Annotated in this window: 14 protein-coding genes; 4 read left to right on the forward strand and 10 right to left on the reverse strand. The window is 50.8% G+C overall.

The window, feature by feature from the left end:
- Positions 1-2 precede the first annotated feature (2 nt).
- From skp to rpsB, 10 genes are all read right to left on the reverse strand, one after another.
- Positions 3-500: a molecular chaperone Skp gene (skp, locus tag D6C13_RS21455; protein ID WP_120134677.1), complete on the reverse strand. Its 498-nt coding sequence runs from the start codon at positions 498-500 to the stop codon at positions 3-5.
- 153 nt (positions 501-653) lie between these two features.
- Positions 654-3,074, reverse strand: coding sequence for an outer membrane protein assembly factor BamA (gene bamA, locus D6C13_RS21460; RefSeq protein WP_120134678.1), 2,421 nt, complete (start codon positions 3,072-3,074; stop codon positions 654-656).
- Positions 3,075-3,110: 36 nt separating this feature from the next.
- Positions 3,111-4,466 carry a sigma E protease regulator RseP gene (rseP, locus tag D6C13_RS21465; protein WP_120134679.1) on the reverse strand — a complete coding sequence of 452 codons (1,356 nt, stop codon included), beginning with the start codon at positions 4,464-4,466 and terminating at the stop codon, positions 3,111-3,113.
- Between the two features lie 41 nt (positions 4,467-4,507).
- Positions 4,508-5,356 carry a phosphatidate cytidylyltransferase gene (gene cdsA, locus D6C13_RS21470; protein WP_120134680.1) on the reverse strand — a complete coding sequence of 283 codons (849 nt, stop codon included), beginning with the start codon at positions 5,354-5,356 and terminating at the stop codon, positions 4,508-4,510.
- A gap of 9 nt (positions 5,357-5,365) precedes the next feature.
- A complete protein-coding gene (gene ispU, locus D6C13_RS21475) occupies positions 5,366-6,124 on the reverse strand; it encodes a (2E,6E)-farnesyl-diphosphate-specific ditrans,polycis-undecaprenyl-diphosphate synthase (protein WP_095923213.1) in 759 nt (252 codons plus the stop codon).
- Positions 6,125-6,409: 285 nt separating this feature from the next.
- Positions 6,410-7,606, reverse strand: coding sequence for a 1-deoxy-D-xylulose-5-phosphate reductoisomerase (ispC, locus tag D6C13_RS21480; protein ID WP_120134681.1), 1,197 nt, complete (start codon positions 7,604-7,606; stop codon positions 6,410-6,412).
- Positions 7,607-7,763: 157 nt separating this feature from the next.
- Positions 7,764-8,321 (reverse strand): ribosome recycling factor, encoded by a 558-nt coding sequence (frr, locus tag D6C13_RS21485; protein ID WP_120134682.1) that lies wholly within the window; start codon positions 8,319-8,321, stop codon positions 7,764-7,766.
- A 108-nt stretch (positions 8,322-8,429) separates the two neighbouring features.
- Positions 8,430-9,161, reverse strand: a complete 732-nt coding sequence (gene pyrH, locus D6C13_RS21490) for a UMP kinase (protein WP_095923215.1) — start codon at positions 9,159-9,161, stop codon at positions 8,430-8,432.
- A gap of 158 nt (positions 9,162-9,319) precedes the next feature.
- Entirely contained in the window at positions 9,320-10,171 is an 852-nt protein-coding gene (gene tsf / locus D6C13_RS21495) for a translation elongation factor Ts (protein WP_112288325.1), read from the reverse strand.
- 147 nt (positions 10,172-10,318) lie between these two features.
- Positions 10,319-11,044 carry a 30S ribosomal protein S2 gene (gene rpsB, locus D6C13_RS21500; RefSeq protein WP_120134683.1) on the reverse strand — a complete coding sequence of 242 codons (726 nt, stop codon included), beginning with the start codon at positions 11,042-11,044 and terminating at the stop codon, positions 10,319-10,321.
- A 367-nt stretch (positions 11,045-11,411) separates the two neighbouring features.
- On the opposite strand from rpsB, the gene map reads away from it, so the two are divergent.
- From map to D6C13_RS21520, 4 genes are all read left to right on the forward strand, one after another.
- Positions 11,412-12,203: a type I methionyl aminopeptidase gene (gene map / locus D6C13_RS21505; RefSeq protein ID WP_120134684.1), complete on the forward strand. Its 792-nt coding sequence runs from the start codon at positions 11,412-11,414 to the stop codon at positions 12,201-12,203.
- 108 nt (positions 12,204-12,311) lie between these two features.
- Positions 12,312-15,002, forward strand: coding sequence for a bifunctional uridylyltransferase/uridylyl-removing protein GlnD (gene glnD, locus D6C13_RS21510; protein ID WP_120134685.1), 2,691 nt, complete (start codon positions 12,312-12,314; stop codon positions 15,000-15,002).
- Positions 15,003-15,048: 46 nt separating this feature from the next.
- A complete protein-coding gene (dapD, locus tag D6C13_RS21515; protein WP_101079222.1) occupies positions 15,049-15,873 on the forward strand; it encodes a 2,3,4,5-tetrahydropyridine-2,6-dicarboxylate N-succinyltransferase in 825 nt (274 codons plus the stop codon).
- Between the two features lie 142 nt (positions 15,874-16,015).
- Positions 16,016-16,405, forward strand: a complete 390-nt coding sequence (locus D6C13_RS21520; protein WP_056781756.1) for a DUF3461 family protein — start codon at positions 16,016-16,018, stop codon at positions 16,403-16,405.
- The last annotated feature ends 4 nt before the right edge of the window (positions 16,406-16,409 follow it).

The raw sequence follows: 16,409 nt of genomic DNA on the forward strand, positions 1-16,409 counted from the left end.
GTTTATTTAACCTGTTTCAGCACATCAGCAGTAATATCTTTGTCGTTGTTTGCATACGCAATGGCGTTTGCATCGATAACAACATCATAACCTTCTTTGCTGGCTACAGATTTAACAGCATCCTGGATACGGCTCAGGATTTTGTTACGTTCTTCAGCCTGGCGACGACGGTTATCTTGCTCGAACTGCTGCGCTTTAGCAGAGAAAGCTTCGCGCTGAGCCATAACGTCTTTTTCAAGTTTTGAACGATCGCTGGCTTTCATTGTAGAGCCATCACGTTGCAGACGTTGCATTTTGGTTTGCAGATCACGTTCCTGAGATTGCAAATCTGTCGCACGGCTTTTGAACTCGTTTTCCAGCTGTTTTGCTACTGCTTCACGAGCAGGCATTTGTTGAAAAATGCTTGCTACGTTAACGATAGCAATTTTATCAGCAGCCTGAACGCTCGCTGAAGAAGCCATAACTAAACCGAGGCCTGCGGCATATAACCACTTTTTCACTATAAACTCCTTCCATCACCCGTTTGTGCCAGATGGCACAGTAAATTACACAAAACACCCGATAAGAAAACAAGACACGGGCCGAAACCCGTGTATCAAATTCAGCATCAGGCCTTTGCGATTCTGCTGAACAAATTCTGCCCAGGCAGGACGTTACCAGGTTTTACCAATGTTAAACTGGAACTGTTCTGCCTTATCGCCTTCATATTTCTTGATAGGTTGTGCATATGAGAAGACCAATGGTCCCAGTGGAGACATCCACTGCAATGCAATACCTGAAGAAACACGAATGTTGCCTGGTTTACTGTAGTCAGGAACGCCCGCAGCCTGAGACTCAGGGGTATTTTCCCAACCGGTATCCCATACTGTACCACTGTCCACAAACAGGGAAGTACGCAGTGAGTTTGCGTATTTCTCGCTGACGAACGGAGTAGGAACAATCAGTTCCGCACTCAGCACCGCCATGGCGTTACCACCGACTGCATCGTCCGAATTATCAATCGGACAGGTGTTGTATGAGGTATTTGCAGTAGTACATCTGTAATACGCTGCTTTAGGACCAATGGTGTTCGACTGGAAACCACGAACACTGCTTGAGCCACCGGCATAGAAGTTATCGTAGAACGGCACTTCTTTACCGCCCAGACCATCTGCGTAACCTGCACGCGCACGGCCCATCAGCACCCAATCACGATCCTGATTCAGTGGCAAGTAACTGGTTGAATCAAATGTAATTTTGTAATATTCGTTATCTGAGCCCGGAACAGTCACTTTACCGTTCAGGCTGGCTTTAGACCCAGAAGTCGGGAAGTAACCACGGTCAAGGTTGTTATAACCCCAACCCAGATTCACGAAGAAGTCATCCGCGCTGAAGTCGGCATCTGCATTGTCGCTGGTCGTTACAGCAGGTTGCAGGCCAACAGAGTTCAGATAACGGAACATAGCAATCTGTGGTTCCATATTGGACAGATCGTTATGGACGTAATCCAGACCCAGGCGTAATGAGTTGTTCTCATTAATCGGGAAGCCCAGATTTCCGCCAATACCATAACTTCTGTTGGTATAGCTGGAGAGATCCGCATCATCAGCTTTAAAGTCGTTATAGAAGATACGACCACCCAAACTTACGCCGTCAACGGTGAAGTATGGATCAGTGATGGTGAATTCCGCGTACGTCTGGTAATCGTTCTTGGTACCGCTGATGCCGACAGAGTTACCCGTACCCAGCCAGTTGTCCTGCTGGACACCTACCTGGAAGCTGACACCACTTTCTGTACCGTAGCCCACGCCAAAGTTGAAAGTACCGGTATTACGTTCTTTCACTTTGTAGACTACATCAACCTGATCCGGTGAACCCGGAACCCGTTGCGTATCAACATCCACAGTTTCGAAGTAACCCAGACGGTTCAGACGCTCTTTGCCTTTGTCGACCAGATCGTTGCCTAACCAGGAACCTTCCATCTGACGCATTTCACGGCGCAGTACGCTGTCTTTACTGGTGTCATTCCCTTCAAAGCGGATGTGACGCACGTAGAAACGGTTACCCGCATCAACGTTGATGTGCAGCTTAACGGTCTTGTCTGCATCATTAATTTCTGGCTGTGTGGTCACACGTGGATAAGCGTAACCATAACGCCCCAACATCTGTTTGATGTCGTTTTCCATTTTGGTGACTTTGGCGCCGTTATACAGCTCGCCTTTATCAATTTTAGTCAGGCTTTGAACTTCTGCAGAGTGACCCGCCATGCTGCCAGTCACATCCACGCCAGAAAGTTTGTATTGCTCACCTTCTGTAATGTTCAGCGTAATGTAGATGCCTTTTTTGTCCGGCGTCAGGCTGACCTGCGTCGAATCAATATTGAAACGGGCATAACCGCGATCCAGATAGAAACTGCGCAGGGTTTCAAGGTCACCCGCGAGCTTTTGTTTCTGGTATTTACGGTCACCGACGACGTTCCACCATGGCACTTCATCACGCAACTGGAAGCGCGAGATCAGCTCATCAGTCGTAAAGGCGTGGTTACCCACGATGTTGATCTGCTGAATTTTGGCAGAAACACCTTCGGTAAAGACCAGTTTCAGGTCAACACGGTTACGCGGCAAAGGGGTCACAACCGCTTTTACCGACGCACTGTATTTACCCACGCTGTAATAGAAGTCTTCGAGACCTTTCTCGATACTGCCGATGGTGGTGCGGTCAAGTGCTTCGCCAACACGGACGCCAGAGGCCTCCAGGTTTTGCTTGAGCATGTCATCTTTCACCGATTTGTTACCGGAGAAAGTGATGCTGGCAATGGTTGGGCGTTCTTTGACCTGAACAATCAGTGAATCACCATCACGCAGGACGCGAACGTCCTCAAAGTTGCCAGTGGCAAACAATGCACGAATGGTATTACTGATATCATCGTCAGTAACCGTATCACCGACGCGAACCGGCATATTGAGTAACGCCGCACCGACGGCAACTCGCTGCAGGCCTTCGAAATGAATATCTTTCACTACGAAACCGTCTGCACCGTATACGGTGGCGCTGCCAAACAGCAGCGACGCTATGAGCAACTTTTTGATCGCCATCGTTGTTATGCGTTCTTCCTAACCTAATCTCCGGTCTTAAAGACGGGAGAAATCATTGAAAAGTGCAAGCCCCATAACCAGGAACAGCAATACTGCACCGACCTGATAGCTGAAGTTTTGAACTCGCTCGGAAACTGGACCACCTTTAAGCTTTTCTATTGCCAGAAAAACCAAGTGTCCACCATCTAATATCGGTAATGGGAACAGGTTTACGATACCGAGATTGACGCTGATAAGCGCCAAAAAAGTCAGGTACGACACTAAACCATACTCTGCTGACATTCCTGCGCCCTGTGCGATGGAAATTGGGCCACTCAGATTGTTCAGCTTCACATCACCGGTAAACAATTTGCTCAACATGTTGACCGTAAGCTTCATCAGTTGCCAGGTTTTTGCACCGGCCTCATATAAAGCGACAAAAGGACCATATTGGCGAACTGTTTTATACTCTTCAGGTAACGGTATGACTTTGGGAACTACCCCAGCAAAACCTTGTACAATACCTTTACCCACCGTCCGGCTTTCTGGTGTCAGAGTTAATGCAAGAGCCTCACCATTACGCTCAATCTCCAGCGCAATAGCTTTATTCGGGTTATCACGAACCTGCAGCGTAAAATTACGCCAACCCGCCAGAACCTGACCGTCAACTTTAACGATCCGGTCGCCCACTTGCAAACCAGCCTTTTGTGCAGCAGAGCCAGATTGCACTTCTGATAAAACGGGTTCTGCCTGGGGACCGCGCGGAATAATCCCCAACGCAACCACCGGATCTTGCGTTTCAGGATCAAACGTCCATTCGCGCAAATCGACAACCTTTTCAGTGACTGTCGAAGAACCTAACTCAGCGACCCCAAGCATCATTTGGCGACTGCCAATTTCACCCATCAACGACAAACGGATCGAATCCCAATCAGGCGTTTCGATACCCCCAATAGACTTTAGTTCCATGCCTGGCAAAATTTTGGCTTGTGCGGCAATGGATTGCGGCATGATTTCAGCCACAACAGGGCGTACTGTTGGCACTCCAACAATAAAGATGACCCAGTAGGCAAACACCGCAAAAATAAAATTAGCAATCGGGCCCGCGCCAATAATAGCAGCACGCTGCCAGACCGTTTTACTGTTAAAAGTGAGGTGCTTAAGCTCAGGAGGTACGGTCTCTAAACGCTCATCGAGCATTTTGACGTAACCCCCGAGGGGAATGATAGCCAGGACATATTCAGTTCCCAGACGATCGGTACGACGCCAGAGCGCACGTCCAAAACCGACAGAGAAGCGTTCTACACGCACACCACAACGACGAGCAACCCAGAAATGGCCGAACTCGTGCACGGTGATAAGCACCCCCAATGCGACGATAAAGGCGGCCAGGCTCCAGAGTATGTTCATCATATGTCTAACTATTCCTTAGAAACTTCACCGTCTGCGACGGATTAATACACTAACAGCATCAGACAGGCAAATACAGGCACCGCAGCCGTCAGGCTGTCGATACGGTCAAGTATTCCGCCGTGGCCAGGGATCATATGACCACTGTCTTTGATGCCTGCCTCGCGTTTGAACATACTTTCCGTCAGGTCGCCCAGCACAGAAGCCAGGGCAGCGACAACGGAGCAAATCAGCAAGATTGAAGGCTGCACATTTAAAGGTGCATAACGACCAAACAACCAGGCTATGAGGGCTGAAGTCAGAAGCCCACCGGCAAACCCTTCCCAGGTTTTTCCCGGAGAGACTTTCGGTGCCAACTTGTGCTTACCAAATAATTTACCAAACAGATACGCGCCGGAATCAGCACCCCAGACGAGTAGCATCACATATAACAACCACCATGCGCCAGTGTGATGGTTCTCAGCATAGCCATATTGGCGCAGTACGATCATGCCCCAGAAAAATGGCACAATCGTCAGCACACCGAATATTACCCGCAATACGCGGGAATGGCGCCAGAATCCTGCCGAAGCCGGATATCCCACCACTAACAGCAGCGCGACACACCACCACGCAAGTCCGGCCCACAAAGAACCGCTAACCTGCATCAGATGCACACTCTGCTGATAAGCCGGTATGCTCAGCAACATGGCGGTCAACAGAAAACCACAGAGTATGGCCAGCCAGATACGCTGATTACGTGTTGCAAAACCCGCCAGTTGTCCCCACTCCCACGCCGCCAGCATGCACACAACTAATGTGACGATGGCGAAACCTACCGGGGGTAGCAAAAAGAGTGCTGCAATAACAATCGGTATTAAAATCAGAGCTGTGATAATGCGATACTTCAGCAAATGTTCTCCCTAGGACGCATCAGCGCCGATAGGTGTAGTGCCCCCGAAGCGGCGCTCGCGTTGTGCAAAAGCAGTCAGCGCACCTTCGAAGGTATTTTCATCAAAATCAGGCCAGAGGACATCGGTAAAATACAACTCTGCATAGGCAATCTGCCACAACAAGAAATTGCTGATCCTATGTTCCCCACCGGTTCTGATCACCAAATCGACGGGTGCCAGTTCGCTCATACAGACTGCTGAATTCAGCAACTCTTCTGTAATTTGCTCCGCCCGCAGTGTGCCGGCTTCAACCTGACCTGCCAGTGTCTTAACGCCTTGAATAATATCCCATCGGCCACCGTAATTCGCAGCGATGTTGAGCGTCAAACCGTCATTATTTTGAGTAAGTGTTTCTGAACGACGAATGCGTTCCTGCAGACGAGCACTAAAACGACTGACATCGCCAATGATCCGCAACCTGACATTATGTTTGTGCAGGCTTTTGACTTCACTGTCCAGTGCACGCACGAACAGTTCCATAAGTGCGGAAACTTCCTGAGCCGGGCGATTCCAGTTTTCACTACTAAAGGCATAAAGCGTGAGCGCATCGAGGTGATGACTGGCAGCAAAGCTCACGGCTTTACGCACTGACTTCACTCCCGCTTTATGACCAAATACCCTCATTTTACCCTGACGTTTTGCCCAGCGTCCGTTACCGTCCATGATAATGGCAACATGGCGAGGTTGAGAGCAACACATATCAGACATCTGTTGATTTTCGAGGGACATAACGCGTACTCATTTCCTTTTATCAGAACACAGCGGCTTTCCGGCTGGCAAAACTCTCTTCAGGCATACACCAGAACAGCCAGCAGGCGCTGCACCTATTTGTCGCTGTTGCGACTACACGCGCAAAAAAGCCGTGTCTCCCTTTCAGGCACGGCTTAACTGACAGCTCACCGATTCCACCTGTAACATTCAGTCTCTGAAAAGCCAAATCTGCTGCCAGTGTGGCGCAGACTATACCATCTCAGTGTGATGCTAACAAACTGCTGCATAAGTACTAAAACAGGCCTACACCGCAAAAGTACGAAGTTTATCTTTCGCACGCACTCTCGCCAATGCGTCAATCAGCAACACTTCCTCAACAGACTCGGGTTCCGCACTCACCAGTTGCTCCATGACTTCACGGTTAAGGGAAGCAATGTCAGTAAAGCGCAGTTCGCCCTTGAGGAAAGCGGCGACAGAAATTTCGTTAGCTGCATTCAGCGCCGTGGTGGCTGCCTGCCCGGTTTTACTGGCTTCAATGGCAAGTTGCAGGCACGGGTAACGCGCATAATCTGGCGCACTAAAGGTCATCGCACCCATTTTGCAGAAATCCAGCGCTTCCACTTCAGTCTTCACACGTTGCGGATAGGCCATCGCATGCGCAATGGGCGTGCGCATATCCGGCGAACCCAGTTGCGCCAGTACGCTCCCGTCGCAATAACGGACCATTGAGTGGATCACCGATTGTGGATGAATGATGACTTCCATTTCTGCGGCAGAGGCATTAAACAGCCAGCGAGCCTCAATGTACTCAAGGCCTTTATTCATCATGGTGGCTGAATCAACGGAAATCTTGCGACCCATCGACCAGTTTGGATGGGCACAGGCCTGATCAGGCGTCACATCGCTAAACTGATCTAAAGGAAGTTCGCGGAACGGGCCGCCGGAGCCGGTCAGGATAATGCGGGAAATTCCGTGTTCTTCGAGACAAGCAAAACCCAGCTGTTTTTGAACAGTTTCCGGCAGGCTCTGGAAAATCGCATTGTGTTCGCTGTCGATGGGCAGAAGCTGGGACTGACTTTGACACACGGCATCCATAAAGATACGCCCGCAGGTGACCAGCGATTCTTTGTTCGCCAGAAGCACTTGTTTACCGGCGCGGACGGCGGCGAGTGTCGGTAATAAGCCCGCTGCACCCACGATAGCCGACATCACCTGATCAACATCATCAAGGGCCGCCAGTTCGATGGCCGCATCAGGGCCGGAAAGCACTTCAGTACGGCATCCCTGTTCAGCCAGAATGACTCTCAGCGCAAGGGCAGAAGCTTCATCCGCCATAGAGGCGTAAGCAGGCTGGAATTCAAGACACTGCTGCGCCATAACGTCAACATTGCGCCCTGCAACCAGTGCTTTAACAGTGAAATTGTCAGGATTAGACCGGACAACGGAAAGCGTGCTGGTGCCGACAGACCCTGTCGAACCAAGAATAGTCATTTGTTTCATGAAAATGCCCGGGATAGCGCTCGTAAATTCGTAAAGTGCACAGTCTGAAACCTCTTATCTGGCTTGTCTATGAGATTGTGCCAACCGCTAAAAAAATTAAAGCGCGCAAAAAACAAAGCGCCGCAATTGCGGCGCTTGAGAGGAAGCTAAAGCGGGATCAGAACTCCATCAGCTCGGCTTCTTTTTCCGTCAGAGCAACGTCAATTTTCTTGATGAACATATCAGTCAATTTCTGAATATCATCCTGAGAACGGCGATCTTCGTCTTCGCTGATTTCTTTATCTTTCAACAGTGCTTTGGTTTTATCGTTAGCATCGCGGCGAACGTTACGCACGGACACACGGCCCTGCTCAGCTTCGCCACGTACAACCTTGATCAGGTCTTTACGACGTTCTTCGGTCAGTGCTGGCAGTGGAACGCGGATAGTCGCGCCTGCTGATGATGGGTTCAGACCCAAATCAGAGGTCATGATCGCTTTTTCTACCGCTGCGCTGATTGAACGGTCAAACACGGAGATAGCCAGCGTACGGGAATCTTCCACTGTCACCTGCGCCAGCTGGCGTAAAGGGGTGGCTGAACCGTAGTATTCCACCATGATGCCATCCAGGATGCCTGGTGATGCACGGCCGGTGCGGATTTTGCTGATATGGGTTTTGAATGATTCGACGCATTTTTCCATACGAATTTCAGCGTCTTTTTTGATTTCGTTAATCACGTTGTTAACCTTTGAAAGCGGGTTACCTGGCAGACCATAACATCAGTATAGTCCGTGAATACTCATGCCAGCAGAGGCTGGCTGAACGCAATGTTCAATTGTGAAGGATCACTCCGCTTTAGAAATCAGCGTCCCTTCATTTTCACCCATCACCACGCGACGCAGTGCGCCAGGCTTATTCATGTTGAAAACACGAATTGGCAGATTGTGATCGCGGGCCAGCGTAAAGGCCGCCAGATCCATCACTTTCAATTCCTGTTCCAGCACTTCCTGATAGGTCAGTCTTTCGTACAGCGTCGCTTCCGGGTTTTTCACCGGGTCAGCGGAATACACACCGTCAACTTTGGTGGCTTTTAATACCACATCAGCTTCGATTTCGATACCGCGCAGGCAGGCTGCTGAGTCAGTGGTAAAGAAAGGGTTGCCGGTACCGGCGGAGAAAATCACCACGCGGTTATGACGCAGCAAGCTGATAGCTTCAGCCCAGCTGTAATTATCACAAACACCGTTCAAAGGGATTGCAGACATCAGACGTGCGTTAACATAGGCACGGTGTAATGCATCACGCATTGCCAGGCCGTTCATGACAGTCGCCAGCATACCCATATGGTCGCCTACAACACGATTCATGCCCGCCTGTGCGAGGCCCGCGCCACGGAACAGGTTACCGCCGCCGATCACAACGCCTACCTGAATGCCGAGTTCGACCAGCTCTTTTACTTCCTGAGCCATACGATCTAATACACTCGCGTCGATACCAAAACCTTCACTGCCCTGCAGGGCTTCGCCACTGAGTTTAAGCAGGATACGTTGATAAACGGGTTTCGCATTGGTAGCCATGGTGTCTGTCCTAGAAGCAATGTGTCTTAATGGATAGTCGGTCTTTACATCATAGCGCTGTCAGAATGACTTTACGCACAATGTAATAGGAATTTGGGGCTGGATAAAACGGAACCGCCCTTTCGCAGCGGTTCCATTTTGGGTGTATCAGATACTGATTAAGACTGTTTAGTCATTGCTGCAACTTCAGCAGCAAAGTCAGTCTCAACTTTCTCGATACCTTCGCCCACTTCAAAGCGGATGAAGTTAGTCACGTCAGCGTTGTGTTCTTTCAGAACCTGGCCAACAGTTTTGCTTGGATCGATAACGAAAGGCTGACCCGTCAGAGAAACTTCGCCGGTGAATTTCTTCATGCGGCCTTCAACCATTTTCTCTGCAATTTCTTTCGGCTTGCCAGACTGCATCGCGATGTCCAGCTGAACCTGGTACTCTTTTTCTACCACTTCAGCAGACACATCTTCAGGCTTAACGAATTCTGGTTTGCTTGCTGCAACGTGCATCGCAATTTGCTTAACCAGTTCTTCGTCTGCGCCGGTAGCAGCAATCAGAACACCAATACGTGCGCCGTGCAGGTAGCTACCCAGCACATCGCCTTCAAGGATTTGAACGCGACGGATGTTGATGTTCTCACCGATTTTAGCAACCAGCTGAATACGCTCTTCTTCGAACTGAGCTTTCAAAACGTCAACGTCAGTCACTTTGCCTGCAACAGCAGCGTCCAGCACTTTGTCAGCGAAAGCCTGGAAACCTGCATCTTTAGCAACGAAGTCAGTCTGGCAGTTAACTTCCAGAATCACGCCGAAGTTGCCTTCTATTTTGGTTTTGATCACGCCGTCAGCAGCTACGTTGCCTGCTTTTTTCGCCGCTTTGATCGCGCCAGATTTACGCATATTTTCGATTGCCAGCTCGATGTCGCCGTTAGCTTCAACCAGAGCTTTCTTACAATCCATCATGCCAGCGCCAGTACGTTCGCGCAGTTCTTTTACCAGGGCAGCGGTAATATCAGCCATTGTATTTTCCTCGATTATCTCAGTGCAAAAAGGCTTTTTGCGGTGAGATATTTCTCGCATTTAAGATAAGCAAAGGGGGCCAATAAAGGCCCCCTAACCAACATATTTCAATACCTGGTTAATAAGGGCTCTGCTGAGCTTGCCTTATTATTCAGCTTCTACGAAGCTTTCTTCTGCCTGAACAGCCAAGTCTTGCGAACGGCCTTCACGGACAGTGGCAGCAACAGCGCTCAGGTACAGATTTACTGCACGGATTGCGTCATCGTTACCAGGGATAACAAAGTCAACGCCATCCGGATCGGAGTTGGTATCAACAATGGAGAATACCGGGATACCCAGGTTGTTAGCTTCTTTGATTGCAATGTGTTCGTGATCAGCGTCGACAACGAACAGAGCATCAGGAAGACCACCCATATCCTTGATACCACCCAGGCTGTTTTCCAGCTTAGCCAGTTCACGAGTGCGCATCAGCGCCTCTTTCTTGGTCAGCTTCTCGAAAGTACCGTCCTGAGACTGAACTTCCAGATCTTTCAAACGTTTGATGGACTGACGAACGGTTTTCCAGTTAGTCAGCATGCCGCCCAACCAGCGATGGTTCACGAAGAACTGGTCGCAGTTGTTTGCAGCTTCTTTTACCGCTTCGCTTGCTGCGCGCTTAGTACCAACGAACAGGATCTTACCTTTACGGGAGGAGATCTTCTGCAACTCAGCCAGAGCTTCGTTGAACATTGGAACAGTTTTCTCAAGGTTGATGATGTGAACCTTGTTACGAGCGCCGAAGATGAAAGGCTTCATTTTCGGGTTCCAGTAACGGGTTTGGTGACCGAAGTGAACACCGGCCTTGAGCATGTCGCGCATGGAAACAGTTGCCATGATAAAACCTCTATTAAGTAGTTGGGGTTATGCCTCCACGTATCCCATACAACCGACCCCGAAGAACGAATTCCCAAGGCACCCCGGCGTATGTGTCGATACGTGTGTGTTATTACTTACGTTAATAAGTACACAATGAGTGATTTTGGCTTTAATCCCTTCGAGTCGTAAGACCCAGAGCGGATTGCCGGCGCGCTTTATATCATAAATAACGACCAGGCAGCAACTTTTGTTCACCGAATTGCTTAGCGGAAAATGATAGTTTGGCAGCAAATATCAGGGCTGATACCATAAGCCACAGCTAATTATTGACGACATCGGTGTAGAAATAAAGCATACCTGATGCACAGAACCTGCAGGACAACACATGGCTATTTCAATCAAAACCCCTGAAGACATCGAAAAAATGCGCGTGGCTGGCCGTCTGGCTGCCGAAGTGCTGGAAATCATTGAGCCTTTCGTCAAACCTGGCGTGAGCACCGGTGAACTGGACCGCATTTGTGCCGATCACATCGTGAACAAACAGAAAGCCGTTTCTGCCTGCCTGGATTACCACGGCTTCCCGAAATCTGTCTGTATCTCGATTAACGAAGTGGTGTGCCACGGTATTCCGAGTGAAGACAAAATCCTGAAAGATGGCGATATCGTCAATATCGATGTCACCGTGATTAAAGACGGTTTCCACGGTGATACTTCCAAGATGTTCATCGCGGGCAAACCGACCATTCTGGGCGAGCGCCTTTGCCGCATCACGCAGGAAAGCTTGTATATTGCGCTGCGTATGATCAAACCGGGCATCCGCCTGCGCACGCTGGGTAAAGAGATCCAGAAATTCGTCGAAGCCGAGAAATTCTCCGTCGTGCGCGAATATTGCGGTCACGGTATCGGCGAAGGTTTCCACGAAGAACCTCAGGTTCTGCATTACGATGCGGATGACGGCGGCGTGGTATTACAGGCTGGCATGGCTTTCACCGTTGAACCGATGGTCAACGCCGGTGATTTCCGTATCCGCACCATGAAAGACGGCTGGACAGTAAAAACTAAAGATCGCAGCTTGTCGGCTCAGTACGAGCATACTATTGTGGTGACAGATAACGGTTGTGAAATTATGACGCTGCGTAAGGATGACACCATCCCGGCTATCCTGACGCACGACTGACAGTCGCCCGCTCTGCGGAGAGGGTATAAATCTGTGAATCAAACCGGCGAAAGCCGGTTTTTTTATCTTTCACGTTTATTGGTCTCTCACGTGTAGGGCTGCGCACCCATGATTGAAAATTTTCCGGCTGAAAAGAGCCTGCAACCAGAAACCACACAGGATCTCACCCGCAATTTCCCACCACAACCTGCCTCCCCTTCTGTCTATCCGGATGACGATTTAAACCGTCAGAGCCTGAAACAGCATATGGAACAGTTTCAGGTATGGCTGGCGGATGCCTTCAATGCCGGGCAACGGGCGGAAGAACTGGTGGATGCGCGGGCGCATTACATCGACCAGCTGCTGCAACGTCTGTGGACGTTCTACGGGTTCGACAATATTCCTGAAACCGCGATGGTGGCCGTCGGCGGCTACGGGCGCGGCGAGCTGCATCCTTTATCCGATATCGATGTACTGGTACTGAGTCAGAAACGCCTCAACGACGAGCAGGCGCTGCGGATTGGCGAGCTGATCACCCTGCTGTGGGATCTCAAACTGGAAGTCGGCCACAGCGTCCGGACTCTGGAAGAGTGCCTCTTAGAAGGTCTGGCCGATTTAACCGTCGCCACCAACCTTATCGAATCCCGCCTGATTTGCGGCGACGTCGCGCTGTTTCTCAGTATGCAGAAACACATTTTCAGCGACGGGTTCTGGCCTTCACCGAACTTTTTCCGCGCTAAAATTGTCGAGCAGAATGAGCGCCATCAGCGTTATCACGGCACCAGCTACAACCTCGAACCCGACATCAAAAGCAGCCCCGGCGGCCTGCGTGATATCCACACAATTCTGTGGGTGGCCCGCCGCCATTTTGGCGCCACATCACTCGATGAAATGGTCGCATTTGGCTTCCTGACTAAAGCCGAGCGCAACGAACTGCTGGAATGTCAGAGCTTCCTGTGGCGTATCCGTTTCGCCCTGCATCTGGTCCTGCCGAGATACGACAACCGCCTGCTGTTCGACCGTCAGCAAAGCGTGGCTCAGCTCTTGCAGTATCAGGGCGAAGGCAATCAGCCGGTCGAACGCATGATGAAAGATTTCTATCGTATGACCCGTCGGGTCGGCGAGCTGAATCAGATGTTATTGCAGTTGTTCGACGAAGCGATTCTGGCGATTGGCCCCAATGAAAAACCGCGCCCGCTGGATGAACATTTCCAGTTACGTGGCGACCTTATCGATCTGCGCGACGAATCCCTGTTCGATACCCGCCCTGAAACTATCATCAGCATGTTCCATCTGATGGTGCGTCACCGCGAGATCAAAGGGATTTACTCAACGACTGTGCGGCTCCTGCGCCATGCCCGCCGCCATCTCAAAGAGCCGCTGTGTATGATCCCGCAGGCGCGCGAAATGTTTATGTCGATTCTGCGCCATCCGGGCGCTGTGTCCCGCGCGCTGGTGCCGATGCACCGTCACAGTGTTTTATGGGCTTACATGCCGCAATGGGGGCAAATCGTCGGGCAGATGCAGTTCGATTTATTCCATGCGTATACCGTCGATGAACACACTATCCGCGTGCTGCAAAAACTGGAAAGTTTTGCCCATGAAGAGACGCGGCCAAAGCATCCTTTATGCGTCGAATTATACCCGCGTCTGCCACAGCCAGAACTGTTGCTGATGGCCGCGCTGTTCCACGATATCGCTAAAGGCCGTGGCGGCGATCACTCAATTTTGGGCGCGCAGGATGTGCTGGAATTTGCCGAACTGCACGGGCTGAATTCCCGCGAAACCCAGTTGGTCGCATGGCTGGTTCGCTGCCATCTGCTGATGTCAGTCACAGCCCAGCGCCGCGATATTCAGGATCCTAACGAAATTCAGCAATTCGCGGCGGAAATGCAGACCGAAGTCCGTCTGCGCTATCTGGTCAGCCTGACCGTGGCCGATATCTGCGCCACGAATGAAACCCTCTGGAACAGCTGGAAGCAGAGCCTGATACGCGAGCTGTATTTCGCTACCGAGAAACAGCTGCGTCGCGGTATGCAGAACACGCCGGATCTGCGCGAGCGCGTGCGCCATCACCGTCTTCAGGCGCTGGCGTTGCTGCGCATGGACAATATCGATGAAGAAGCACTGCACCGCATCTGGAGCCGTTGCCGCGCGGATTATTTCCTGCGCCACTCACCCAATCAGCTGGCGTGGCACGCAAGACATCTGCTTGAGCATGACTCCACCAAACCGCTGGTGCTGGTCAGCCGTCAGGCAACGCGCGGCGGTACCGAGATATTTATCTGGAGCCCTGACCGCCCGTATCTGTTTGCTACCGTCGCCGGTGAGCTCGACCGGCGTAACCTGAGCATTCATGACGCGCAGATTTTCACTAACCGCGACGGCATGGCGATGGATACTTTCATTGTGCTGGAACCGGACGGAAGTCCGCTGGCACAGGACCGGCACGAAGCCATCCGTTACGCGCTGGAACAGTCGATGACGCAGGCTTATCAGCCGCCTCGCGCCCGACGTCCTTCGCCGAAACTGCGTCATTTCAGCGTGCAGACCGAAGTCAGTTTCCTGCCGACGCATACCGACCGCCGCACGTATATGGAACTGGTGGCGCTCGATCAGCCGGGTTTACTGGCCCGCGTGGGGGAAGTGTTCTCTGATCTCGGGCTGTCACTGCACGGTGCGCGCATTTCGACCATCGGCGAACGTGTAGAAGACTTATTTATTCTGGCAAACAGCGAGCGACGCGCGCTGGATAAGCAAACTCGCAAGGAAATCACACGCCGATTAACTGAGGCACTCAACCCTGGCGATAAAATGTGATACAAGTACCACTATCTTTTAAAACCAATTCAGGAAAGAGAACAGGATGCAGCAACTACAAACCGTTATTGAACAAGCCTTCGAGCGCCGTGCAGATATCACCCCGGCTAACGTTGACAGCGTAACGCGCGACGCCATCACTCAGGTTATCAACAAAATCGACAGCGGCGAATTGCGCGTGGCCGAGAAGATTGATGGCGAATGGGTGACGCATCAGTGGCTGAAGAAAGCGGTTCTGCTCTCGTTCAGAATCAATGACAACCAGGTCATGGAAGGCGGTGAAAGCCGTTACTTCGATAAAGTGCCAATGAAATTCGCTGACTACGATGAAGCGCGTTTCCAGCGTGAAGGTTTCCGCGTGGTGCCACCTGCTGCCGTGCGTAAAGGCGCATTCATTGCACGTAACACCGTGCTGATGCCTTCTTACGTCAACATCGGCGCATACGTTGATGAAGGCACCATGGTTGATACCTGGGCGACCGTAGGGTCTTGCGCGCAGATCGGTAAAAACGTTCACCTCTCTGGCGGCGTGGGCATCGGCGGCGTTCTGGAGCCATTGCAGGCTAACCCGACCATCATCGAAGACAACTGCTTCATCGGCGCGCGTTCTGAAATCGTTGAAGGCGTGATCGTCGAAGAAGGCTCTGTGATTTCCATGGGCGTTTACATCGGCCAGAGCACCAAAATTTACGACCGCGAAACCGGCGAAGTGCATTACGGCCGCGTACCTGCGGGCTCCGTTGTGGTTTCCGGCAACCTGCCGTCTAAAGACGGTAAATACAGCCTGTACTGCGCCGTGATCGTCAAGAAAGTGGATGCGAAGACTCTGGGCAAAACCGGCCTGAATGAGTTATTGCGCACAATCGACTAAACTTAAAAATAGCGGGTATTGTTAAAAAATAACCCGCTATTTTTTTATCTTCTAAGCGGCAAAGTGTGCAATTAATCAATGATTAAAGCCGCCGTTCAGTTCATCATAACACTCTGATTTTCTCCTAAACGAAGGTGGCGCTATGTATGACAATCTGAAAAGCCTGGGCATTAATAATCCCGACGATATTGATCGTTACAGCCTGCGTCAGGAGGCCAATAACGACATTCTGAAGATCTACTTCCGCAGAGATAAAGGTGAGTTTTTTGCTAAAAGCGTGAAATTTAAATATCCACGCCAGCGCAAAACCATCGTCGCCGATAACGCGGGACAAGGTTATAAAGAAATTCATGAAATCAGCCCTAACCTGCGCTATGTGATTGATGAGCTGGACCAAATCTGTCAGCGCGATCAGGTTGAAGTGGATCTGAAGCGTAAAATTCTTGATGACCTGCGTCACCTGGAATCTGTTGTGGCGAATAAGATTACTGAAATTGAATCCGATCTGGAAAAACTGACCAGCGGTCGCTGATTAA

The sequence above is a fragment of the Rahnella woolbedingensis genome (genome assembly GCF_003602095.1).
In the GTDB taxonomy this organism is placed as follows: Bacteria; Pseudomonadota; Gammaproteobacteria; order Enterobacterales; family Enterobacteriaceae; genus Rahnella; species Rahnella woolbedingensis.

Bases quoted from the DNA above. Each gene is read 5' to 3' on its own strand.
- ispU (WP_095923213.1), bottom strand. From the start codon at position 6,124: ATGTCCCTCGAAAATCAACAGATGTCTGATATGTGTTGCTCTCAACCT.
- dapD (WP_101079222.1), top strand. From the start codon at position 15,049: ATGCAGCAACTACAAACCGTTATTGAACAAGCCTTCGAGCGCCGTGCA.
- rseP (WP_120134679.1), bottom strand. From the start codon at position 4,466: ATGATGAACATACTCTGGAGCCTGGCCGCCTTTATCGTCGCATTGGGG.
- rpsB (WP_120134683.1), bottom strand. From the start codon at position 11,044: ATGGCAACTGTTTCCATGCGCGACATGCTCAAGGCCGGTGTTCACTTC.
- D6C13_RS21520 (WP_056781756.1), top strand. From the start codon at position 16,016: ATGTATGACAATCTGAAAAGCCTGGGCATTAATAATCCCGACGATATT.
- bamA (WP_120134678.1), bottom strand. From the start codon at position 3,074: ATGGCGATCAAAAAGTTGCTCATAGCGTCGCTGCTGTTTGGCAGCGCC.
- map (WP_120134684.1), top strand. From the start codon at position 11,412: ATGGCTATTTCAATCAAAACCCCTGAAGACATCGAAAAAATGCGCGTG.
- pyrH (WP_095923215.1), bottom strand. From the start codon at position 9,161: ATGGCTACCAATGCGAAACCCGTTTATCAACGTATCCTGCTTAAACTC.
- ispC (WP_120134681.1), bottom strand. From the start codon at position 7,606: ATGAAACAAATGACTATTCTTGGTTCGACAGGGTCTGTCGGCACCAGC.
- tsf (WP_112288325.1), bottom strand. From the start codon at position 10,171: ATGGCTGATATTACCGCTGCCCTGGTAAAAGAACTGCGCGAACGTACT.
- glnD (WP_120134685.1), top strand. From the start codon at position 12,312: ATGATTGAAAATTTTCCGGCTGAAAAGAGCCTGCAACCAGAAACCACA.